The following is a 21643-nucleotide window of genomic DNA, read 5'->3' on the forward strand; positions in this document are numbered from 1 at the left end:
CTTTCGAGCCGTGGCGCGCGGTGACGCGGCGCCCGGTGCGCAAGCGGCGCCTCGGGCGTCCGGTGCGCGCCAATGGCCTGCGCGCGGGCGTCCGGGCTGCAGGGCCTGATCGCCCCGTGTCTTCCCCGTTCAGCCTTGAAAGGGCGACCCCATGCACCGTTACCGCTCACATACCTGCGGCGCGCTTTCGACCGCCGAGGTGGGCCAGATCGTCCGCCTGTCCGGCTGGTGCCACCGCATCCGCGACCACGGCGGCGTGCTGTTCATCGACCTGCGCGACCATTACGGCCTCACCCAGGTGGTGGTGGACCCCGATAGCGCGGCCTTCAAGGACGCCGAGAAGGCGCGCTCCGAGTGGGTCATCCGCATCGACGGCAAGGTGCGCCTGCGCCCCGAAGGCACGGAGAACGCGGACCTCACGACAGGTGCCATCGAGGTCTATGCCACCGACCTTGAAGTGCTCGGTCCGGCGGCCGAGCTGCCGCTGCCGGTGTTCGGCGACGTGGAATACCCGGAAGAGACGCGGCTCAAGTACCGCTTCCTCGACCTGCGCCGCGAGAAGCTCCACCGCAACATCATGACCCGCGGCGCCATCATCGACGCCATGCGCCGGCGCATGAAGGATCAGGGCTTCTTCGAATTCCAGACGCCCATCCTCACGGCCTCCTCGCCGGAAGGCGCGCGCGACTTCCTCGTGCCCTCGCGCCTCCATCCGGGCAAGTTCTACGCGCTGCCGCAGGCGCCCCAGCAGTACAAGCAGCTCATCATGATGAGCGGCTTCGATCGCTACTTCCAGATCGCCCCCTGCTTCCGCGACGAGGACCCCCGCGCCGACCGCCTGCCCGGCGAGTTCTACCAGCTCGACCTGGAGATGAGCTTCGTCGAGCAGGAAGACGTGTTCGCCGCCGTGGAGCCGGTCATCACCGGCGTGTTCGAGGAGTTTGCCGGCGGCAAGCCGGTGACCAAGAACTGGCCGCGCATTCCCTATGCGGAGGCCCTGCGCAAGTACGGCACCGACAAGCCGGACCTGCGCAACCCGCTGGTGATGCAGAACGTGTCGGACCATTTCCGCGGCTCGGGCTTCAAGGTGTTCGCCCGTATGCTGGAGGTGGAGAAGAACGAAGTGTGGGCCATCCCGGGCCCCGGCGGCGGCTCGCGCGCCTTCTGCGACCGCATGAACAGCTGGGCGCAGGGCGAGGGCCAGCCGGGCCTCGGCTACATCATGTGGCGCGAAGGCGGGGAGGGCGCCGGCCCGCTCGCCAACAACATCGGCCCCGAGCGCACCGAGGCGATCCGCGAACAGCTCGGCCTCAAGGCCGGCGACGCGGCCTTCTTCGTGGCGGGCGATCCGGACAAGTTCGTGAAGTTCGCAGGTCTTGCCCGCACCAAGGTGGGAGAGGAGCTGAACCTCGTCGACAAGGATCGCTTCGAGCTGGCCTGGATCGTGGACTTCCCCTTCTACGAATATTCGGAGGAGGAGAAGAAGGTGGACTTCTCCCACAATCCCTTCTCCATGCCACAGGGCGGGCTGGAAGCGCTGAACACGCAGGACCCGCTCACCATCAAGGCATTCCAGTACGACATCGCCTGCAACGGCTACGAGATCGCCTCTGGCGGCATCCGCAACCATCGCCCCGAGGCCATGGTGAAGGCGTTCGAACTGGCCGGCTATGACGAGGCGACCGTGGTGGAGCGGTTCGGCGGCATGTATCGGGCCTTCCAGTACGGCGCGCCGCCTCACGGCGGCATGGCGGCGGGCGTGGACCGCATCGTCATGCTGCTGTGCGGCACCACCAACCTGCGCGAAATCTCCATCTTCCCCATGAACCAGCAGGCGCTCGACCTGCTCATGGGCGCCCCGAACGAGGCGAGCCCGAAGCAGTTGCGCGAACTCCACATCCGGTCTGCGCCGCAGCAGAAGTGATGCGGCCCCCCAGTTGGGGGAGAAGCGCGGCCGCGCCGAAGCCGATATAGATCCTCTTCGGGACATCACCGTGGGACGAAACCGCGGGCGCTCCCGGGAGGATGCAGATGCGGTTCGCCTATCCAATGCTCTTGGCCGCGGCCCTCGCGGTCCAGATTCTCGCCTTCCCCGCCGGCGCCGCAGCTGACGAGGCTTCGGACAAGGCCGCGCTGGCGCGGCAGGTGGTCGACCTCGCGGTCGTGCCGGGCCTGGAGAAGCATTTCGGCCGGATGATCGGCCAGGCTGCCGAGAAGATCCCGTCTGACAAGCGGGATGCCGCGCGTGACGTGCTCACAAAGGAATCCGCCAGCATCCGCGAGGATCTCGTGGGGGTCTTCGTGGGCTATTATGCGGATGCCTACACCCTGGCCGAACTCAAGGAACTGGCCGCCTTCTACGGCAGCCCCCTCGGCCTGAAGATGGTGCGGGTCCAGGAAAATCCACCGGAAGCCGTCAACATGGCCGTTCAGCAGCAGATCGTGAAGCTGGTGGCGTTCCTGAGCGCGGCCACCGGCGCCCCCCGGTGAGGAGCGCCGGGTTCTGAACCCGGCGCTTCCATCGCGCGCCTGAGCGCCCTCAGGGCACCGTGGCGGTCGCCTCGAAGGTGAAGGTCTCCAGCATAACGGTCGGGTCGCCGGAGGAGACGAGGGCGATCAGCGGCACGAAGCCCTTCGGCTTTGCCGTCACCTTCAGCGTGCCCGGATTGCGCAGGAACGACACCAGGGCGGCACCCACCGGCGCCATCTCGGGCAGGCCCTCCTCCATCTCGGCCACGAAGCTTTCGGCCAGCGCCACGACCTGCTCGCGATAGTCCGCCTCGCTCACCCCGGCCGCCTTGGCGAATTGGGCGTACATGAGCTTGGCGAGCCCGAGGTCCGTCAGCGTTACCGTCACCGGCCCGGCACCGATCGCCGGCAGTTCGTTGACGAAGCCGCCGGCGTCGGCGAAGGCCGACTGCGGCACATCGGAAAGCTTGGTCTCGATGATGACCCGGAAGGCGTCCTTCACCTCGGTGGTGATGGGCGCCAGCGTGAGCGTGCTCTCGTTGACGTCGTAAAATGCCTTGGCGCCGAGCGAGACGGTCGCCCGCTTCATGCCTGCGTTGATGAGATAGATGAATGGCTCGCCATCCTCCGGCCGGATCGGGCCCGAGACGTCGGTCAGCGCGAAGTCCACGTAGGACGGCAGCACCCCCAGCGACCCACCCCAGGACAGGGAGAAATTGCCGATCTTCACCGGCTCGTCCTTCGCATCCCCCTCGCCGTACGGCACTTCCAGATTCTTGATCTCGATGCCCGAGATCACCCGGAACAACACCAGCGCCGTGGTGGGGGAGGGGCTCTGCGCTTCGGCGGCGAGCGCCGCGAGCTGGTTGAAATCGAGCTGGCGCACGGCGATGCGGCCGATCTTGCCGGTGCCGCCCTCGGGCGTCTTGCCGTCCGCCCGTTCCAGCACGAACCCGTCGAGCACGCCGTTGGCGAGGCCGTCCATGCGGATCAGCCCGACACGCCCCGTCTCGCCCTTTTCCGAAGTGTAGGCTTCCGTGACTGCGACGGTGGTGAAGGAGATGCCGCCGATGGTATCGCGCACCAGCTCGGCGGCGCGGCGGCTGTCCTCGACGGACGGATTGGCCGGCGGCTTAGTCACCAGAGCTTGGAACTTGGCGAGCCGCCCGGCATCGAAGGCCGACGGGCGGATGGAGAAATTCTCCATCAGCATGGAGGCGCCGCCCTGGGTGGGGCCGCCGTCCTGGGAGATGACGTAAGGGCCAGTGACCACCTTGCCATAGATGCGCCCGTAGGCGTCGGCCGCCTTGCCGGCGGGGCCGCCCGGCTGGGTCATCAGCAGCAGCGGCGCGGTGTCGATCTGCGCCGCGACCAGTCCCTCGATGCGCAGGCTGAACTTACCCGGCGCGGCCTGCCCATCGGCGGGCGCCGCGGCCGGCAGTACATAGGAGGCGGTCGAGCGGTCGATGATGAGGCTGCGGATCGCCCCGGCATTGATGCCCTCGGCGGCGAGATTGGTGTAGGTGGCCTCCATGGGCGGAGCACCGGCCGGCGCCATCCGCACGCGAGCCTCGGGGATGGTCACCTTGGCGGCGGTCGTCGCCGCCAACTGGCGCAGGGCCACCCGCAAGGCGCCATAGGCGCCGCCACCCTCGCCAGCCGCGATCAGGGTCATGGGACCATTGTAGCGGTCGATCATCACCTGCGGCAGGCTGTAGGTGACCGTCCCGCCTTGTGCGGAATCGCCGGTGAGCGTCACTTCCACGCCGTCGAGGTCGAGGGCTTCCAGCGTCACCCGCCGGTCGATGGGCTTCTCGCTGCCCCGCGCGACGAGGCGCGCGATCTTCACGGCCGCTGTGCCGTCGGCCGAGGCGATGGCGATGCCCGAGACCGTGACGGTCCGGTCGGCGGGGTCGAAGCCGGCATCCGTGAAGGACGCCTTGCTGCCCGCTGCGCGGATGCCGGCAAACGCCTGGTCCACTTCCGACCGCACCTTGGCCCGCGACCAGGCGGCGAAGCCGAACCAGCCGCCCGCCCCCAGCACGGCGACGATACCGATCGCAACGGCAACCTTCGTCCCGATTCCGCGCCCCGCCTTCCCCTCGGTCATATCCATTCCTTCCAGGCATCCGCCCGCATCATACCCGCAGACTCGCCGCCAAAAGGGCGAATCGCAGGCGCCCAAATTGCGAGCGCGCATCAGACACGCCCAAGATCGCGGCACCTGCGCCCGTCAGACCCGCCATGCGTGCGCAACATAACCTAATTTGTGCGGTCGCCCGTGACATAAGCATGCGTGGCCGCTAGGTTGCCGGCCGATTTTCCGCGGCGATCGTTATTCACGAAGGGGGAGGCGTATGGCGTCCAACATTTCCGAGGATCTGCGTTCGGGCGCACTTTATTACCATCGCACGCCGCGGCCGGGAAAACTTGAGATCCAGGCCACCAAGCCCCTCGGCAATCAGCGCGATCTGGCGCTCGCCTATTCGCCCGGCGTCGCCGCCGCGTGCGAGGCCATCGCCGCCGATCCGCTGCAGGCTGCCGAGCTGACCATCCGCTCGAATCTCGTGGGCGTCGTCTCCAACGGCACCGCCGTGCTCGGTCTCGGCAATATCGGCCCGCTCGCCGGCAAGCCGGTGATGGAAGGCAAGGCCGTCCTGTTCAAGAAGTTCGCCGGCATCGACGTGTTCGACATCGAGATCGATGCCCTGACCGTCGAGCGCATGGTGGACGTGGTGAGCGCGCTCGAGCCCACCTTCGGCGGCATCAATCTCGAGGACATCAAGGCGCCCGAGTGCTTCGAGGTGGAAGCCCAGCTGCGCCAGCGCATGAAGATCCCGGTCTTCCACGACGACCAGCACGGCACCGCCATCATCGTCGCGGCTGCGGTGCGCAACGCGCTGGAGATCGGCAACCGCAAGATCGAGGATCTGAAGATCGTCACCTCGGGCGCCGGTGCCGCCGCGCTCGCCTGCCTCGGGCTCCTCGTCACCATCGGCGCGAAGAAGGAAAACATCTGGGTCACCGACATCGAGGGCGTGGTCTATGACGGCCGCAACACCCTCATGGATCCCTACAAGGAGATTTATGCCCAGAAGACCGACAAGCGCACCCTCGACGAGGTGATCGAGGGCGCGCACATCTTCCTCGGCCTCTCCGCCGGCGGCGTGCTGAAGCCGGAGATGGTGAAGAAGATGGCGGACAAGCCGCTCATCCTCGCCCTCGCCAATCCCATGCCCGAAATCATGCCCGAGGCTGCCCGCGAGGCGCGCCCGGATGCCATGATCTGCACCGGCCGGTCGGACTTCCCGAACCAGGTCAACAACGTCCTGTGCTTCCCTTACATCTTCCGCGGGGCGCTGGATGTGGGTGCCACCGACATCAACGCCGAGATGAAGATGGCGGCGGTGGAAGCCCTCGCCGCGCTCGCCCGCGAGACACCGTCGGACGTGGTGGCCCGCGCCTATGGCGGCGAGACCCGCTCATTCGGCTCCGATTCGCTCATCCCCTCGCCGTTCGACCCGCGCCTCATCCTGCGCATCGCGCCGGCGGTGGCGAAGGCGGCCATGGACACCGGCGTCGCGACGCGTCCCATCACCGACATGGACGCCTATATCGACCGGCTGGACACCTTCGTGTTCCGCTCCGGCTTCATCATGCGGCCGCTGTTCGCCAAGGCGAAGCAGTCCATCAAGCGCGTGATCTATGCCGAGGGCGAGGACGAGCGCGTGCTGCGGGCCGTGCAGGCGGTGGTCGAGGAAGGCATCGCCCGGCCAATCATCGTCGCCCGTCCGAGCGTGGTGGATACCCGCCTGAAGCGCTTCGGCCTTTCCATTCTGCCCGGCCGCGACTTCGACCTCATCAATCCCGAGGATGATCCGCGCTATCGCGACTACGTGCGCGATTACGCCGAGGTGGCTGGCCGCCGCGGGGTGACGCCGGATGCCGCCCGCACGCTGGTCCGCACCCATCCCACCGTGATCGCGGCGCTCGCCGTCCATCGCGGCGAGGCGGATGCGATGCTTTGCGGCATCGAGGGCCGTTTCGTGCGTCACCTCAGGCAGGTGCGTGACATCATCGGGCTCGCCCCCGGCGTCAAGGAACTGGCGGCGCTCTCGCTGCTCATCACCTCCAAGGGCAATTTCTTCATCTGCGACACGCAGATCCAGACCGAGCCCACCGCCGCCGACCTCGCCGAGATGACGGTGCTGGCCGCCGCCCACGTCCGCCGCTTCGGTCTGGAGCCGCGGGTGGCGCTGCTCTCGCACTCCAATTTCGGCAGCCACGAGACGCTTGCGGCGAAGCGCGTCCGCTCTGCCCTCGCCATCATCCGCGAGCGCGACCCGAACCTTCAGGTCGACGGGGAAATGCAGGCGGATGCAGCACTTGTGGAAGATATCCGCAAGAAGTCCTTCCCCCACTCCGGCCTCTCCGGCGTGGCGAACGTTCTGGTGATGCCGGACCTCGACGCGGCCGACATCGCCTTCAACATGATCAAGGTGCTGGGCGATGCCCTTCCGGTCGGACCCATCCTCATGGGAACCGCCAAGCCGGCCCACATCCTCGGCCCGTCGGTGACGACCCGCGGCGTGGTCAACATGACCGCCGTGGCCGTCGCCGAGGCGCAGACGGACTGACAAGCATCTGAAAAGACGGAGCTTTCCTCCTCCCCGCGCGGGAGGGGGAAAGGCCCCCGGCGAGGCGCTTCAGCGCGATGGCGGGGGGCCGAGGATGCCTGCCGTATAGCGCTCGATCAGGGCGCTGAAGGGGGTGCCGTCGGGCAGGGTCAGCACCGCCCGGTGGCTCAGCACGAAGGCCGGCAGGGGCAGCGCGGCACCGGGGGCGGGCTTGAAACCGGTTTCGTCCGCCGGCATCCACAGCACTGTGGAATCGAGGGTTTTGCGCCGGAAATCGAGCGGTTTCACCACCTTGCCGAACGGGGTATCGGTGGTGTCCAGCACCTGGTTCATGTCGGGTGTCAGCTTTTCCGGCAGATAAAAGTTATCCGCCTCCGACAAAACCGTGGGTCCGCACACCAGCCGCACCCGGCGATGCCGCACCGGCGTGTCGGGTCCGGCGCCGAGCAGAACGCGCACTTCCGGGGGGGCGGCGCCCTCCCGCTCGTACACCCGCTCGGCCACCACCTTGGACGGATCGGAGATGCCGCGGGTGGCGCACCAGCGCTCCAGGGTGGCAGTGGCGCTGGGATGGGAGAGGAGGTCGGCGTTCAGCGCCTCCACCAGCTCCTGCGCCTGCTGACGGGCGGAGGCGGTGTCCGGCCACTGGGCCTCGAGCGCGTGGGCCGGCACCATCAGGCAGGCGGCCAGCATCAGCGGCACCAGGAACGGCAGGCCGGACGGAAAGCCGGGCGGAAACATGGGATCGCGCACCCTCCAGAGCGACGCGCCAGCGCGCCGCCCCTCTCCATACCGCAGCGCGAAGCCGCTTTCCATGGCGCCGCCGCCCCCGCCCTTTGGCTGAGACAGCAGCACGCAGCGCAACCCGGATCGTTGCGCCCCCAAACGGCCAAGCATCAAGTATAATGCTTACAGTATGATCCTTGTCCCCGACCAGCTCGCTGCCCTCTACGACTCCACGCAAGTTCTGGTGGCGGCGTACGATTCCTTCGATCGGCTGCGCTATGCCAACGCCGCGTTCCGGGCCGCCTTCTTCCTGGCGCCGGGCGAGGAGGTCACCTGGGCCGACCTCATGCGCCGCAACCATGCCGAGCGGCGGGGCACCATCATCGCCGCCCCCGACTTCGACGCCTGGCTGGTCTCCACCTCCTCGCGCCGGGGCAAGGTGCCCTACCGCTCCTTCGAGACCGACCTCTATGACGGGCGCTGGCTGCTGATGACGGAGAGCGTCTCCGCCTCCGGCTGGATGCTTTCCATCGCCAGCGACATCACCGCCCTCAAGGCGGACGGGCGGGATGTGCGGCAGGCCCGCGACCGCGCCATCAAGGAGGCGCAGACCGACGACCTCACCGGCATCGCCAACCGCCGCTTCATCACCGCGCGGGTGGACGACATGCTCGCGCCGGGCGCCCTGGGCGGGGCGCTGTGCGTGCTGGACCTCGATAATTTCAAATATATCAATGACCTGGTCGGTCACCTTGCGGGTGACACCGTACTGCGCGACTTCGCCGCCCGCATCAACGGCCTCATCCGCCGCAAGGATTGCTTCGGCCGCATCGGCGGCGAGGAGTTCGTGCTGGTGCTGCCGCAGACCTCGGCGGCGGAGGCGGTGCTCATCGTGGAGCGGATGCTCTCGCTGGTGCGCCAGTCGCGGCCGCTGCCGCAATGGCCGGACTTCGCCTACACCTTCTCCGCCGGCATCGCTACGGGCGGGCCGGGCACCACCTTCACCGATCTCTACGGCCGCGCCGACCGCGCGCTCTACATGGCCAAGATGGGTGGCCGCAACCGCATCCAGGTGGACGGCGAGGCGCCGCCCGCGGTCATGGCGGCACGGGGCTAGGGCACAAGGCACGCGACTCTGCACGCTCAAGCTTCCGTCTCACCCGAAAGCAAGAGGCAGGTGTTACAAATCCACTGCCTGTCGGGCCTCCACATGCGGTATGCTCTGCCCGGCCATGTTTGACATCCGTGACTTCGGAAACGCGGGCGCCGAAGATGGCATGCCCGGCCTCCTGACCCGCATCCGCGCCCTCTACGAGGCGACGCCGCTGCTCGTCGGCCTTTACGATCCCACCGACCGGCTGCGGTACGCCAATCCGGCCCACCGGGCCACCTTCGGGATTCCGGAGGGCGATTTCCCCACCTGGGAGGAACTGGTCCGGCGCAGTCACGCGGCGGGGGTCGGCATCATCATCACGGCCGATGATTTCGAGACCTGGCTCGCTTCCGCCAAGTCGCGCCGCGGCAAGATGCGCTTCCGCAGCTTCGAGAGCGATCTGAGGGACGGCCGCTGGCTGCTGGTGAACGAGACCATGGATGCCGACGGCTGGATGCTCACCGTGGGGGTGGACGTCACCTCCTTCCGCGTCGACACGCGGGACATCCGGCAGGCCCGCGACCATGCCATCCGCGCCGCCCACACGGACGAGCTGACCGGCGTCGCCAACCGCCGCTTCGCCATCCACCGCGCCAACGAGATGATGGCGCCGCACGGCCCCGGCGGCGCGCTCTGCGTCATCGATCTCGACAATTTCAAGCATGTGAACGACCGCTTCGGCCACCAGACCGGCGACGATCTGCTGCGCGCCTATTGCGCCCTGATGGCTGGCGCCATCCGCCGCTCGGACTGCTTCGGCCGGGTGGGGGGCGAGGAATTCATGCTGGTGCTGCCGCAGACCGACCTCGCGGAGGCCGAGCGCCGCGTCTCCGACCTCCTCGCCCGCGTGCGCGCCTCCCGCCCGCTGCCGGCTCTGCCGGACTTCACTTACACCTTCTCCGCCGGCCTCACCTTCACACCCCCCGGCGACACCTTCTCCGAAGCCTACGGCCGCGCCGACCGCGCGCTCTATGCCGCGAAGGTGGAGGGGCGGGATCGGGTGAGGGTGGGGTGAGGGGGGAGGGAGATGATTGAAATGCCTATCAGAGCACTAAAAAAATCCTCTATCGCCTCGCGTACTAGACGGGGGCTGCGACTTTGGTCGCTGCCGTCAATTTGGCCGCCACATATCATTGTAAATATCCATAGGGGTTGGCAATGGCCGATGAGGCTGAAATGTCGTTTAGTGTTGATACGACTGAATTCAAGTTTGGGAAAATTCGAGAAAAGAGGAATATTTCGTTCCGAAGTATATCGTTGAATTCTGACATATTTCCGGGTCCGGCTATAAAAATTGAAAGAGCGAAGCAGCATTTAATCGAATTTGAAAAGGAGCTGCCAGATTTTATCGATAAAATTAAGAATAATATAAAATATTATTATGAAGAAAAATCTGATGAAATAGTTGTATACGTTTATAATGACATACCTATACCGAAGAATTTAAACGTAATAATCGGTGATATAGTGCATAATCTTAGGTCGTCTCTTGACCAGGTGATTGCATGCATATTAAGAAAAAATAATATCGATATTAAGTGGGATCATGGATTTCCCATCGTTGATAGCAAGGAGATGCTGGATAAGATAATAAATAGGAAGCTAAGAGGGGCTCCTGATTGCGTGAAAGAATTCGTTCTTCGCCTTAAGCCCTATAAGGCTGGAGGGTGCGAGGCGCTCTGGTTGTTGAGTAAATTAAACAATACAGATAAACACAGTGATATTGTTCCCATTGCAGTCGCAACTCCAGAGGTCCGCGCTCGAATAGGGGTGCCGATGGCATTTTTTACGCAGGAAGGTCGCTTCGGGATTGGCGCTTGCCCTCCAGGGGGTGCTCTTCTCGGCCATCAGTGGGGCCTTTTGATGCCAGAGGGGGCGCGGGTTGTTAAGTTAAATGCCGGGAGATGCGAAGTTTTCCGTATAAACTCTAAAATATCTATGTTTGAACACCATATTTTTATTAATTTTGATCTTAGGTTTGGTGGTGTCGGTATGCTTAAATATGGAAATATAGCGGATATTATAAAGGTTATCATTTCGGTGACGGAAAGGGTGGTCCGTTCGGCTGAGCGCTTTATAGATGGTGGCCGTTAGGGCTTTCGAATGTGCGGCTGGCCGGAGTTTTCGTTTATGGGCTGGAATAGGATTTTTATCCTTGACAGCGTGACGCTGTTTGAGTATATTTTCCCCATGTTCGAGACGTGTGCCTAACGGCGAGTGTCCGCGGCGCAGCCATCCCGCCGAACCGACGCGCCTCCCACCCCATTCCGTCCTCACCTCAGGGGTCCAGCCATGGAGCAGCCTCACGGCAGCGCCGTGCCGTCCGCGCGTCCGGCGCGGGGGGCGCTGGCGCGGCGGCTTTATCTGGAGGGGGCCAGCATGGCGGAGATCCGCCGGCAGACCGGCCTCTCCAGCGCCGGCGTCTATTACTGGATCGACCGCGAGATGGGGCCGGACGGCAGCTTCCTCTTCAATCCCGTGCCGCGCCGCACCGCCCATCCCGTGGGCGGGCAGCCGGCGAAGGCGCGCGCCGCCCAAGCCTCCAACAACCGCTCCTCCAATCCCTCCGGCAAGCCGGACCGGCGCGGCCTGCTCAAGCGGCTGTGGCGGGCGGCGGAGCGGCAGATCAACGAGATCGAGGACCGCCTCGCCCGCGCCGCCGACCCCGCCGACGAGGCGCCCCGTCCCGAGCCAGAGAAGGACGCCCGGGCGCTCGCCGTGCTGGCGCGCACCCTGCGGGAACTCACCGCGCTCGAGGCCGAGGCGAAGAAACGGCGCAAGGCGAAAGACCAAGATGGAACCGTCCGCGACCTCGACACCTTCCGCCGCGAGCTTGCGCGCCGCCTTGATCGCCTGCGCGAGGGCGGGGACGGCACGGGCGTTTCTTGAGGCCCTGCCCGAGGAAGATGCCGGCCGCCTCCTCGCCGACTGGGCCCTGTGGGCGCGGCCGGACCAGCTCCCCCCCACGGAGGCCCAAGGCGGCGGGCCGTGGTCCACCTGGCTGGTGCTGGGCGGGCGCGGGGCCGGCAAGACGCGGGCCGGCGCCGAATGGGTGCGGGGCCTCGCCGCCGGCACGGCCCCCTTCGCGGCGGCCCCGGTGAGCCCCATCGCGCTGATCGCCGAGACCATGGCCGATGTGCGCGAGGTGATGGTGGAGGGCGTCTCCGGTGTCCTCGCCGTCCACCCGCGCGGCGAGCGTCCGCGCTGGGAGCCGACGCGCCGCCGCCTCGTCTGGCCCAATGGCGCGGTGGCCCAGGGCTTTTCGGCCGAAGATCCCGAAAGCCTGCGCGGCCCGCAATTCGCCGCCGCCTGGCTGGACGAGCTGGCCAAGTGGAAGCGTGGCGAGGCCACGTTCGACATGCTGCAATTCGCGCTGCGCCTCGGCGCCCAGCCGCGCCAGATGGTGACCACCACGCCGCGCCCCACCGCGCTGCTGCGCCGCCTCCTCGCCGATCCCACCACGGCGGTGAGCCGGGCGAAGACGGCGGACAATGCCTTTCACCTCGCCCCCACCTTCCTGGGGCAGGTGATGTCCCTTTATGGCGGCACCCGCCTCGGCCGGCAGGAGCTGGATGGCGAGATCATCGAGGACCGATCTGACGCGCTGTTCTCCCGCCCCCAATTGGAGGCGCTGCGCGAGCAAGAGGCCCCGCCGCTCGCCCGCATCGTGGTGGCGGTGGACCCGCCCGCCTCCTCCCGCGCCGGGGCCGATTCCTGCGGCCTCGTGGCGGCGGGGGTGGACGCTTCAGGAGTGGTGCATGTGCTGGCGGATGCCACGGAGCAAGGCCTGCGCCCGGCGCAATGGGCGGCGAAGGCGGTGGCGCTGTTCCACCGCTTTTCCGCCGACCGCATCGTCGCCGAGGTGAACCAGGGCGGCGAGATGGTGCGCGCCGTCATCGCCGAGGTGGACCCCGCCGTGCCGGTGGAGCAGGTGCGCGCCACGCGCGGCAAATTCCTGCGCGCCGAGCCGGTGGCCGCGCTCTACGAACAGGCCCGCGTCCGCCACGCCGGCGCCTTCCCGGAGCTGGAAGACGAGATGTGCGACTTCGGCACGGACGGCCTCTCCTCCGGCCGCTCGCCCGACCGGCTGGACGCGCTGGTCTGGGCCGTGACGGCGCTGGCGCTCGGCCCGAGGGCAGGCGCGCCGCGGGTGCGGGGGCTTTAGGCCTCAGCTGCCGACCACGATGCCGCCGACGGGGATCTCCACCTGCACGCACAGGCCGGTGACGCTCTGTCCGGGCGCGAAGTCCGGCCATCGCTCGTTGCGTTTCAGGCTGGCGCCGAGGCAGCCGCGCTCGCTGCGGAAATAGCCGATGATCTGCTGCGAGGTTTCGGTGGTGACGAACCGGGCGCCGGCATAGGGGCCGCCCGCATAGCCCATGGCGGACGTCGCCGCGGGCTGGACCGTGGTGGTCGTGACGATGAGGACCAGGGCATAGAGCATGACGCCCTCCCGATCTGCTCCCAACCCACGGCCCGCAACCATTCTACGCCTGTGCTGCCCCAGCGCGAACCGGTTTGTTGGCGCCTTTCCGGTGACGACCCTTGCGTGGCATCCAGAATACGTCCATCATGTGCCTACAAATGAGGCTGCATGACAGCGTTGTGTGCAGACATTTGCCTTCCCTTGGCCCTCTCTGCCCCGTCTGGAGCCATGAGACATCATTGGAAAGCATTCTTCGCACGTCATGAGCCCCATTGCGGCTCCGTCCAGATCGGGCTGAAGTCCGGCGCGGGCGGCATGCTGGGCATGGGGCTTGTGGGTGGCGCCGCCGCCTTCACCAGCCTGCCCCTGCTCATCGCGCCGTTCGGCGCGAGCGCGGTGCTGCTGTTCGGCCATCCCTCTTCGCCTTTGGCGCAGCCGGCCAATGTCATCGGCGGCTATGCCCTGTCGGTGACGGTGGGCATCGTCTTCACCCTGCTGTTTCCCGGTGCCTGGTGGGCGGCGGCGCTGGGGGTGGGCCTCGCCATCCTCGCCATGCTGCTCCTGCGGGTGTCGCATCCGCCCGCCGGCGCCGTGCCGGTGCTGATGGCGGCCTCGCCCATCGATCCGTTCGAACTGTCCGGCATCGTGATTGCCGGCGCGGTCTGCCTCGTGGCGGTGGCGAGCCTCTACCACCGGCTGCCGCCGCGCCATCACGATTATCCGCGCCGGGCGGGCTGACGCCCTTTTGCCCCGTCGCGCCGGCTGACCACCTGTTCGCCGCGCCGGCTGATGCCGGTCGCCGCCCCACGACACATCTGACGCCGGCGGCCCCGCCGGCCCATCCTGTGGCCTGCAGCCGGTTCGCCGGTTCGCACCCTCCGGCCGCTCCCTGATCCGCACGTCCCGCAGAAGCCCCGATCTGCGCGGACGGGCGGCCTTGGGGGGGCGGCCGTTTTCATTTCGGAGCCCCCTCATGCTGGCCAGCCTGCTTGCCCCCTTCCGCCGCGCGCCAGAGGAGGCGAAGGCGAGCCGCACGGGCCGCCTCATCGCGCTGCTCTCCGCCGGCCAGCCGCGCTGGACGCCGCGCAACTACGCTTCGCTGGCCCGCGAGGGCTATGCCCGCAACGCCATCGCCTACCGCGCTGTGCGGCTCATCGGCGAGGCGGCGGCGACCGTGCCGCTGGTGCTCACCGTGAACGGGCGCGAGCACGACACCCACCCTTTCCTCGACCTCCTCGCCCGGCCCAATCCGCGCCTCACCCGCGCCGCGCTGTTCGAGGCCATCGGCTGCCATCTGCTGGTGGCCGGCAATGCCTATGTGGAGGCGGTGGCCCTGGACGGCGCCGTGCGCGAGCTGCACCTGTTGCGGCCGGACCGGGTGCGCGTGGTGCCGGGGCCGGACGGCTGGCCCGAGGCGTTCGACTACACGCTGGGCAGCGAGACGGTGCGCATTTCGCAGGACACTCTGGTGCCCGGCGCCGACTTGCCGCCCATCCTGCACCTCTCCGCCTTCAACCCACTGGACGACCACTACGGCTTCGCCCCGCTGGAGGCGGCGGCGCAGGCGCTCGACCTCCACAATGCGGCGAGCGCCTGGAACAAGGCGCTCATCGACAATGCTGCCCGGCCCTCCGGCGCCCTCGTCTATGGCGGCACCGGCGCGCTCACCGAGGAGCAGTTCGAGCGGCTGAAGGGCGAGCTGGAAGCCTCCTTCCAGGGCGCGGTGAATGCCGGCCGCCCGCTGCTGCTGGAAGGCGGGCTGGACTGGCGCCCGCTCTCCCTCTCGCCCAAGGACATGGACTTCGAGGCCGCCCGCAATTCCGCCGCGCGGGAGATCGCGCTGGCCGTGGGCGTGCCGCCCATGCTGCTCGGTATCCCCGGCGACAACACCTATGCCAACTATGCCGAAGCCAACCGCGCCCTGTGGCGCCAGAGCGTTGTGCCGCTGGTGCGCCGCGTGTGCGACGCCCTCGCTCTATGGCTCGCCCCGGCCTTCGGCGGCGGCCTGACGCTGGTGCCCGACCTCGACCAGATCGAGGCCCTCGCCGCCGAGCGCTCGGAACTCTGGGCGCGGGTGGGCGCTGCGGACTTTCTCACCGACGCGGAGAAAAGGGCGGCGGTGGGGTATCAGGGGTAGGGCGGTTCCCCGAACAGGCGCCGGCGGAGCCGGAGCGCTGATCTGATGCCCGCACCGCCGTCGCCCTCCGGCTTGAACGGAGGGCCCATCCCTCCGCTTGCACCGGCGAGCGGGCAAATGGCGCCATGGGTGGTCCGGTCAAGCCGGACCACGACGGTGGTACTTGCTAGCAGCCGGCATCGGGAAGCGCCTTCGGCGGTCCCTTGCGCTGGCCCCCGGCTCGCATTCCGCGGACGCTGCATGCGTCCCGGGCGCGAGGGCGGTTCCTCACACCGCCGTCGCCCTCCGGCTTGACCGGAGGGCCCATCCCTCCGCTTGCACAGGCGAGCGGGCAAATGGCGCCATGGGTGGTCCGGTCAAGCCGGACCACGACGGTGGTACTCGCTCGCAGCTGGCATCGGGAAGCGCCTTCGGCGGTCCCTTGCGCTGGCCCCCGGCTCGCATGCCGCGGACGCTGCATGCGTCCCGGGCGCGAGGGCGGTTCCTCGCACCGCCGTCGCCCTTCCGGCTTGACCGGAGGGCCCATCCCTCCGCTTGCACAGGCGAGCGGGCAAATGGCGCCATGGGTGGTCCGGTCAAGCCGGACCACGACGGCGGTACTTGCTAGCAGCCGGCATCGGGAAGCGCCTTCGGCGGTCCCTTGCGCTGGCCCCCGGCTCGCATTCCGCGGACGCTGCATGCGTCCCGGGCGCGAGGGCGGTTCCTCACACCGCCGTCGCCCTTCCGGCTTGACCGGAGGGCCCATCCCTCCGCTTGCACAGGCGAGCGGGCAAACGGCGCCATGGGTGGTCCGGTCAAGCCGGACCACGACGGCGGTACTCGCTCGCAGCCGGCATCGGGAAGCGCCTTCGGCGGTCCCTTGCGCTGGCCCCCGGCTCGCATTCCGCGGACGCTGCATGCGTCCCGCGCGCGAGGGCGGTTCCTCACACCGCCGTCGCCCTCCGGCTTGACCGGAGGGCCCATCCCTCCGCTTGCACAGGCGAGCGGGCAAACGGCGCCATGGGTCGTCCGGTCAAGCCGGACCACGGCGGCGGTTTGCGATCACCGCGCCCCGCTTCATCCCACTCTCGCGAGCCCCCATGGACACCCTCATCCGCATCTTCGCCGAGCGGGGCGATCTGGCGCATCTGGCGCTGCTGTTGTGGGCGCTGGCGGCCACCGCCGGCCTGTGGCGGACGCTCACCGAGCTTGCCCGCGCCAACGCCCGCATGGACGAGCTGGTGCGCGAGCTGGCGCGCTTCAACGCGCGCTTCGACGACCTCTCCTGACCCCCAACACATCTTCGGAGACACCCATGCGATCGCCATTCCAGAAGGCGTCCGCGCCGCGCATCCGCGCGCTCACCGGCGGACCCAAAACCAAGGCCCGTGCCCCCGCGCCCGCCGCCCCGGCGGGTGCCGTCTTCCGCGAGTTCGTCGCCACGCTGGAGCGGCTGGAGAAGAGCCGCCGCCGCAAGAAGCCCAGCGCGCCCGGTGGGGGTGCGTGAGCCATGGCGGCCTCTGATCTTCCGGCCGATGGCTATGCGATCGAGGGCTATGCCTGCCTGTTCGAGGTGCCGGACCTCGGCCGCGACCTGGTGGAGCGCGGCGCTTTCGCGGCGAGCCTCGCCCGCCAGGGCGCGGGCGGCGTGCGCATGCTCTACCAGCACGATCCGGCCGAGCCCATCGGCGTATGGACCGACCTCATCGAGGACGGACGCGGGCTCTATGCGCGGGGCCGTCTCTCGCCCTTCGTCGCCCGTGCGCGGGAGGTGGCGGCGCTGATCCGCGACGGCGCGCTCGACGGCCTCTCCATCGGCTTCAAGGCGGTATCGGCGCGCACCGATCCGCGCACCCGCCTGCGCCGCATCGCCCGCATCGATCTGTGGGAGGTGTCCATCGTCACCTTCCCCATGCAGCCTGACGCCCGCGTCCGGCGCCCGGCTCCTTCGCCGGCCGCCCTGCTCACGGCGGCCGCTGCCCGCCTGCGCGCCACTGCCGGCGCCTGATCCCTCTTCAACAGAAGGTCTTTCCCATGTCGTTCCTCACCGAGGCCCACGCGGGCGCTCCCGAAACCCGCGGCGTCCCCGCGGGCGCCCCTGAGACGAAGGTGGCCGGCGCCGAGCAGCGCATCGCCGTCGCCGATTTCCTCGCAGCCTTCGAGACCTACAAGGAGACCAACGACGCGCGTCTCGCGCAGATGGAGCGTCGCGGCGCCGACGTGCTCACCACCGAGCAGCTCGCCCGCATCGATGCGGCGCTGGACGCCCACCAGGCGCGGCTCGATGCCCTGGCCACCAAGGCCCGCCGCCCGGCGCTGGGCGCGGCGCCCGAGCGCACGGCCGATGCCTCCCAGCACGGCGCGGCCTTCGATACCTATGCCCGCCACGGCGAGGCCGGCGGCCTGAAGGCGCTGGAGGCGAAGGCGCTTTCTGCCGGCTCCGGCGCGGACGGCGGCTATCTCGTGCCCTATGAGGCGGAGCAGGAGATCGGCCGGCGCCTCGCCGCGCTGTCGCCCATTCGCGCGCTGGCCTCGGTGCGGGTGATCGGCGCGGGCACCTATCGCAAGCCCTTCATGACCTCCGGTCCCGTCTCCGGCTGGGCGGCCGAGACCGCCGCGCGTCCGCAGACCGACAGCCCGGTGCTGGCCGAGCTCGCCTTCCCCGCCATGGAGCTTTACGCCATGCCGGCGGCGACGCAGGCGCTGCTGGACGATGCGCAGGTCAACATCGAGGAGTGGCTGGCGCAGGAGGTGGACGCCGCCTTCGCCGAGCAGGAGGGCACAGCCTTCGTCACCGGCGACGGCGTCGCCAAGCCCAAGGGCTTCCTCGCTTATACCAAGGTCGCCGACAGCGCCTGGGCCTGGGACAAGGTGGGGTTTGTCGCCACGGGCGCGGCGGGCGGCTTCCCCTCCGCGACGCCGGCCGATCCGCTCATCGATCTCGTCTATGCGCTGAAGGGCGGCTATCGCCAGAACGCCACCTTCGTCATGAACCGCAAGACCCAAGGCGCCGTGCGCAAGCTGAAGGACGAGAACGGCAACTACCTCTGGTCGCCCCCCGCAGGCGTCGGCCAGCCGGCGAGCCTCCTCGGCTTCCCGGTGGCCGAGAGCGAAGCCATGCCGGACATGGCGGCCGATGCCTTCGCCATCGCCTTCGGCGACTTCCGCCGCTTCTACCTGGTGGTGGACCGCGCCGGGGTGCGCGTGCTGCGCGATCCCTATTCCGCCAAGCCCTACGTGCTGTTCTACACCACCAAGCGCGTGGGCGGCGGCGTGCAGAACTTCGAGGCCGCCAAGCTCCTGAAGTTCGCCGCGAGCTGAGGCGAACGCCCGGGTCTGCCGTCACGGCCGGGAGCAAGCCCGGCCGTGACGGTCCGGAGGTCCCACGCTTCAGCCGGCCGGGTGCGACCTGAGGGGCAGGAACAGGTCGGTGACGGTCTCGTGTTCCGGCACGTCGGGGAAGAAGCTCAGCCTCTGGCAGAACAGCGGGAAGTCTCCGGCCTCCTCGCCGCTGTCCGGCAGCCAGTCGCGATAGAGGAACAGCGCCGCGGGTTCTAGATCCTCGCTGTGGCCGATGACGCGCAGGACCGCGCAGCGGCCGGCGGGGATGAGGCCGGCGACGACGCCCCGCGCACTGTCCGGGATGGTGCGATCGGCGGCGGCGCACAGGTCGAGGCGGAAGTCTTCCGGGGGCGTCGTGCGCGGGTCGCTGTGGAACACCGTGAAGGTCGCGGCGACGCTGCGCCCGAGCCCCGCCGCACGCCGCCATTCGATGAAGCGCCGGACCGTCTCGTAGACGGCGGCCGGATCGCCCCGGTGGCTCATGACGGCGACCGGGGTTGCCGGAAAGTCGCGGATTTCGATATCGCCTGTGATCCAGGTGGTCATGCGCTTGGTCCTCGCATTGGTCAGCGGCGCGCAGGCCGCGAGCCAGGGTTGCCACTCGGGCGACGTCCGGAATGCCGAAGGCGACTGGTCGAACCGCTGCCGGAAGGCGCGGGCGAAGGCGTCGGGCGCATCGTAGCCGGCATCGAGGGCGACCTCGGTCACGCTGGCCCCGGCCCGGAAGGCCAGCTGATACGAGGCGCGCCTCAGGCGGGCGAGCTGGACATAGCGGTGCACGGTGACACCGAACGTGGCGGTGAACTGCCGGTGAAAGTGAGCCTGCGAGAAGGCCGCGACGGCGCTGAGCGCCTCAAGGCCGAGATCCTGATCGAGATGCCGGTCGATGTGGTCCAGCACCCGCTGCATCCTCGCCCGGTAGCGCTCGCGTGCGGCGTTGGTCATTGGCTCCTTCCCTGATGGCCCCGCCAGTGAACCGCGTCGCGGCGGCGCGCGCTCGACCGATCCTGCTGTTCTTCGCCCTCAGTTCGGCAGCACCAGGCAGGCGCCGCCGGCCTTGCGGAGGCGGTCGCACATCTTCATGCCCTCGGCCTTGGACTGGGCCGGCAGGCGCACGCGATAGAAGGTGCGCGGGCCGCGCCCGCCCACGCGGGTGGAGATGATGACCGGGGTCAGGTCCGCGAACACCTGCGGCGCCCGCGCCGCCTCGCGCCGGAAGGAGGCGAGGGCGATGTCGCGCGAATAATTGCCGGAGATCTGCACCCCCCAGGGCGCGAACAGCGTATTCGCCGGCTGGCCGGCGGCGGGGGCAGGCGCGCCCTTGCGCAATGAGGCGACGGTGGCGAGGCAGGGTTCGGGCGGGAAATCCGCCGGGCCGAAGGCAGCCGTGCCCTGCTTCTTCAGGCCGGCCCAATCCTCGGCCGTGCGGCCGGTGATGATGCGCACATAGGCGCGCGTCTCATTGGGCAGGCCGCCGCCGGCCAGAAACCCGTTCACCCGCCCCGGCCCGGCATTGTAGGCCGCCGCCGCGAGGCCGAGATTGCCGAACCGCCGGTTGAGATCGGCGATGAGCGCTGCGGACGCCGGAATGGCCGCCTCCGGATCGAACGGATCGATGAGCCCGCGCTCTTTCGCCGTGCCCGGCATGAATTGGGCGATGCCCTGTGCTCCGGCGCGGCTCACCACATCCGGGCGGAACGAGCTTTCCTGCCAGATGAGGCGGGTGAGGAAGGAGGCGGGCAACCCCTCCTTCGCCGCCGCTCCATCGATGAGGCGGCAGATGGCGTGATCGACGGTTTCGCCGCCGGGTGACTGGGCAAGTGCCTGTGTATTGGCCGGCGCCGTGAGCGCGAGCAGGACAACGCCGCCGCGCCATGCGTGATGCAGGGCGGCGGTGTGCATGTCAGAGCCCGGTGGCGGGGAGGGGGCTCCCCAGGGCCTTCGCCGTGGCCGTGATCCAGTCGCGATGGGGCGATACGAGGATAACGCCCGTCACGCCGCCACAGCCATCTGCGCCGCCCGGCGCGGTGACCCATCCGATGACGCCGGCCAGCGCGCCCTCGCGAAACGCCGGCCCGCCGGAATCCCCGGTGCAGGCGCCGGCGAGCCCCTGCGGGAGCGAAAGCCGGACGATGATGCCGCCGGTGGTGCCGATGGAGGAAACCTCCACCGCGCGGAGCGTGCCGGCGCTTTTCTCCGCGCGATCGGCGATGAAGCCGTAGCCTGCGAGAACAAATGAGGCGCCCTTCTCCGGCAGTTCCGAGGCCGTGCTGAGGCGCGCCGTGCGGAACCGCGCGGGCAAAGGCGCGGCGAGCTTCACGAGGGCGAGGTCCGGCGTCGGCCGCCGGGTCTGGAATTGGGTGGCGTCGAAGCGCGGATGAACCGCGATGCGCGCCGCTGGCACCAGCTTCGGTTCGCCATCGCCGATGATGGCCACCGCATAGTCCGCCTTCGGGGCCACGCAGTGCGCCGCCGTGAGCACCAGGTCGCGCGCCAGCACCGTGCCGGTGCAGGAGGCGCCGCGGGTGGAGACGATGAGCACCGTCTGCGCCGCCACATCCGCCGTCGCCGGCCCTCCGCCAACGATGGCTTGGGCGGCGTTCGGGCCGATGAGCGCGAGGGCGAGCGCCAGAAACGGCGCTGGGGCGACGAGGCGGAAAGGCTTCATCCCCCGTTTCTGCCGCCCGTGGCCAGCAGCGTCAATGGTCCCCCGGACAAGCGACACCGAAGGTGGAGCGCCGATCAGGGGACCAGCGCAAGACACCCGTGCAGCG

Annotated in this window: 20 protein-coding genes; 14 read left to right on the forward strand and 6 right to left on the reverse strand. The window is 68.6% G+C overall.

Annotated features, from left to right (window positions below; genetic code table 11):
- Positions 1-151: 151 nt before the first annotated feature.
- Together aspS and XAN126_RS0106855 are read left to right on the forward strand one after the other, a co-directional pair.
- Positions 152-1924: an aspartate--tRNA ligase gene (gene aspS / locus XAN126_RS0106850; protein ID WP_024277852.1), complete on the forward strand. Its 1773-nt coding sequence runs from the start codon at positions 152-154 to the stop codon at positions 1922-1924.
- A 107-nt stretch (positions 1925-2031) separates the two neighbouring features.
- Complete coding sequence (locus XAN126_RS0106855) at positions 2032-2490, forward strand: DUF2059 domain-containing protein (protein ID WP_024277853.1); 459 nt, start codon at positions 2032-2034, stop codon at positions 2488-2490.
- Between the two features lie 49 nt (positions 2491-2539).
- Here XAN126_RS0106855 and XAN126_RS0106860 read toward each other — a convergent pair whose 3' ends face one another.
- Positions 2540-4579, reverse strand: coding sequence for a hypothetical protein (locus tag XAN126_RS0106860; RefSeq protein ID WP_024277854.1), 2040 nt, complete (start codon positions 4577-4579; stop codon positions 2540-2542).
- Positions 4580-4826: 247 nt separating this feature from the next.
- Here XAN126_RS0106860 and XAN126_RS0106865 point away from each other — a divergent pair, with 247 nt between their 5' ends.
- A complete protein-coding gene (locus XAN126_RS0106865) occupies positions 4827-7106 on the forward strand; it encodes an NADP-dependent malic enzyme (RefSeq protein ID WP_024277855.1) in 2280 nt (759 codons plus the stop codon).
- Positions 7107-7175: 69 nt separating this feature from the next.
- Here XAN126_RS0106865 and XAN126_RS0106870 read toward each other — a convergent pair whose 3' ends face one another.
- Positions 7176-7922, reverse strand: coding sequence for a hypothetical protein (locus tag XAN126_RS0106870; RefSeq protein WP_024277856.1), 747 nt, complete (start codon positions 7920-7922; stop codon positions 7176-7178).
- Between the two features lie 100 nt (positions 7923-8022).
- On the opposite strand from XAN126_RS0106870, the gene XAN126_RS0106875 reads away from it, so the two are divergent.
- From XAN126_RS0106875 to XAN126_RS0106895, 5 genes are all read left to right on the forward strand, one after another.
- On the forward strand, positions 8023-8949 hold the full coding sequence (locus XAN126_RS0106875) for a GGDEF domain-containing protein (RefSeq protein ID WP_024277857.1): 927 nt from the start codon (positions 8023-8025) through the stop codon (positions 8947-8949).
- Positions 8950-9109: 160 nt separating this feature from the next.
- A complete protein-coding gene (locus XAN126_RS0106880; protein WP_024277858.1) occupies positions 9110-10000 on the forward strand; it encodes a sensor domain-containing diguanylate cyclase in 891 nt (296 codons plus the stop codon).
- A 143-nt stretch (positions 10001-10143) separates the two neighbouring features.
- Positions 10144-11079, forward strand: coding sequence for a hypothetical protein (locus XAN126_RS28190; RefSeq protein WP_155982240.1), 936 nt, complete (start codon positions 10144-10146; stop codon positions 11077-11079).
- Between the two features lie 198 nt (positions 11080-11277).
- Positions 11278-11874 carry a hypothetical protein gene (locus tag XAN126_RS29260; RefSeq protein ID WP_155982241.1) on the forward strand — a complete coding sequence of 199 codons (597 nt, stop codon included), beginning with the start codon at positions 11278-11280 and terminating at the stop codon, positions 11872-11874.
- A 4-nt stretch (positions 11875-11878) separates the two neighbouring features.
- Positions 11879-13150, forward strand: coding sequence for a terminase family protein (locus XAN126_RS0106895; protein WP_024277860.1), 1272 nt, complete (start codon positions 11879-11881; stop codon positions 13148-13150).
- A 3-nt stretch (positions 13151-13153) separates the two neighbouring features.
- On the opposite strand, the gene XAN126_RS0106900 is transcribed toward XAN126_RS0106895, so the two are convergent.
- Positions 13154-13429 (reverse strand): hypothetical protein, encoded by a 276-nt coding sequence (locus XAN126_RS0106900; RefSeq protein ID WP_024277861.1) that lies wholly within the window; start codon positions 13427-13429, stop codon positions 13154-13156.
- Positions 13430-13639: 210 nt separating this feature from the next.
- On the opposite strand from XAN126_RS0106900, the gene XAN126_RS0106905 reads away from it, so the two are divergent.
- The 6 genes from XAN126_RS0106905 (at position 13640) to XAN126_RS0106930 (ending at position 18848) form a co-directional block, all read left to right on the forward strand.
- Positions 13640-14149 (forward strand): HPP family protein, encoded by a 510-nt coding sequence (locus tag XAN126_RS0106905; RefSeq protein WP_024277862.1) that lies wholly within the window; start codon positions 13640-13642, stop codon positions 14147-14149.
- A 235-nt stretch (positions 14150-14384) separates the two neighbouring features.
- Positions 14385-15548: a phage portal protein gene (locus tag XAN126_RS0106910; protein ID WP_029876834.1), complete on the forward strand. Its 1164-nt coding sequence runs from the start codon at positions 14385-14387 to the stop codon at positions 15546-15548.
- A gap of 1079 nt (positions 15549-16627) precedes the next feature.
- Positions 16628-16816, forward strand: a complete 189-nt coding sequence (locus XAN126_RS0106915; protein ID WP_024277863.1) for a hypothetical protein — start codon at positions 16628-16630, stop codon at positions 16814-16816.
- A 26-nt stretch (positions 16817-16842) separates the two neighbouring features.
- On the forward strand, positions 16843-17034 hold the full coding sequence (locus tag XAN126_RS0106920; protein WP_024277864.1) for a hypothetical protein: 192 nt from the start codon (positions 16843-16845) through the stop codon (positions 17032-17034).
- Between the two features lie 3 nt (positions 17035-17037).
- Entirely contained in the window at positions 17038-17535 is a 498-nt protein-coding gene (locus XAN126_RS0106925) for an HK97 family phage prohead protease (protein ID WP_024277865.1), read from the forward strand.
- A 26-nt stretch (positions 17536-17561) separates the two neighbouring features.
- Positions 17562-18848: a phage major capsid protein gene (locus XAN126_RS0106930; protein WP_024277866.1), complete on the forward strand. Its 1287-nt coding sequence runs from the start codon at positions 17562-17564 to the stop codon at positions 18846-18848.
- Positions 18849-18917: 69 nt separating this feature from the next.
- Here XAN126_RS0106930 and XAN126_RS0106935 read toward each other — a convergent pair whose 3' ends face one another.
- The 3 genes from XAN126_RS0106935 to XAN126_RS0106945 form a co-directional block, all read right to left on the reverse strand.
- Positions 18918-19814, reverse strand: a complete 897-nt coding sequence (locus XAN126_RS0106935; RefSeq protein ID WP_024277867.1) for an AraC family transcriptional regulator — start codon at positions 19812-19814, stop codon at positions 18918-18920.
- 78 nt (positions 19815-19892) lie between these two features.
- A complete protein-coding gene (locus tag XAN126_RS0106940; RefSeq protein WP_024277868.1) occupies positions 19893-20771 on the reverse strand; it encodes a lytic transglycosylase domain-containing protein in 879 nt (292 codons plus the stop codon).
- A 1-nt stretch (position 20772) separates the two neighbouring features.
- Entirely contained in the window at positions 20773-21537 is a 765-nt protein-coding gene (locus XAN126_RS0106945; protein ID WP_024277869.1) for a trypsin-like serine protease, read from the reverse strand.
- Positions 21538-21643: the final 106 nt, after the last annotated feature.

Source organism: Xanthobacter sp. 126 (genome assembly GCF_000526175.1).
GTDB classification, from domain to species: Bacteria; Pseudomonadota; Alphaproteobacteria; order Rhizobiales; family Xanthobacteraceae; genus Xanthobacter; species Xanthobacter aminoxidans.

Coding starts and splice junctions, on each gene's coding strand:
- aspS (WP_024277852.1), top strand. CDS start 152: ATGCACCGTTACCGCTCACATACCTGCGGCGCGCTTTCGACCGCCGAG.
- XAN126_RS0106855 (WP_024277853.1), top strand. CDS start 2,032: ATGCGGTTCGCCTATCCAATGCTCTTGGCCGCGGCCCTCGCGGTCCAG.
- XAN126_RS0106860 (WP_024277854.1), bottom strand. CDS start 4,579: ATGACCGAGGGGAAGGCGGGGCGCGGAATCGGGACGAAGGTTGCCGTT.
- XAN126_RS0106865 (WP_024277855.1), top strand. CDS start 4,827: ATGGCGTCCAACATTTCCGAGGATCTGCGTTCGGGCGCACTTTATTAC.
- XAN126_RS0106870 (WP_024277856.1), bottom strand. CDS start 7,922: ATGGAAAGCGGCTTCGCGCTGCGGTATGGAGAGGGGCGGCGCGCTGGC.
- XAN126_RS0106875 (WP_024277857.1), top strand. CDS start 8,023: ATGATCCTTGTCCCCGACCAGCTCGCTGCCCTCTACGACTCCACGCAA.
- XAN126_RS0106880 (WP_024277858.1), top strand. CDS start 9,110: ATGCCCGGCCTCCTGACCCGCATCCGCGCCCTCTACGAGGCGACGCCG.
- XAN126_RS28190 (WP_155982240.1), top strand. CDS start 10,144: ATGGCCGATGAGGCTGAAATGTCGTTTAGTGTTGATACGACTGAATTC.
- XAN126_RS29260 (WP_155982241.1), top strand. CDS start 11,278: ATGGAGCAGCCTCACGGCAGCGCCGTGCCGTCCGCGCGTCCGGCGCGG.
- XAN126_RS0106900 (WP_024277861.1), bottom strand. CDS start 13,429: ATGCTCTATGCCCTGGTCCTCATCGTCACGACCACCACGGTCCAGCCC.
- XAN126_RS0106905 (WP_024277862.1), top strand. CDS start 13,640: ATGAGACATCATTGGAAAGCATTCTTCGCACGTCATGAGCCCCATTGC.
- XAN126_RS0106910 (WP_029876834.1), top strand. CDS start 14,385: ATGCTGGCCAGCCTGCTTGCCCCCTTCCGCCGCGCGCCAGAGGAGGCG.
- XAN126_RS0106915 (WP_024277863.1), top strand. CDS start 16,628: ATGGACACCCTCATCCGCATCTTCGCCGAGCGGGGCGATCTGGCGCAT.
- XAN126_RS0106920 (WP_024277864.1), top strand. CDS start 16,843: ATGCGATCGCCATTCCAGAAGGCGTCCGCGCCGCGCATCCGCGCGCTC.
- XAN126_RS0106925 (WP_024277865.1), top strand. CDS start 17,038: ATGGCGGCCTCTGATCTTCCGGCCGATGGCTATGCGATCGAGGGCTAT.
- XAN126_RS0106930 (WP_024277866.1), top strand. CDS start 17,562: ATGTCGTTCCTCACCGAGGCCCACGCGGGCGCTCCCGAAACCCGCGGC.
- XAN126_RS0106935 (WP_024277867.1), bottom strand. CDS start 19,814: ATGACCAACGCCGCACGCGAGCGCTACCGGGCGAGGATGCAGCGGGTG.
- XAN126_RS0106940 (WP_024277868.1), bottom strand. CDS start 20,771: ATGCACACCGCCGCCCTGCATCACGCATGGCGCGGCGGCGTTGTCCTG.
- XAN126_RS0106945 (WP_024277869.1), bottom strand. CDS start 21,537: ATGAAGCCTTTCCGCCTCGTCGCCCCAGCGCCGTTTCTGGCGCTCGCC.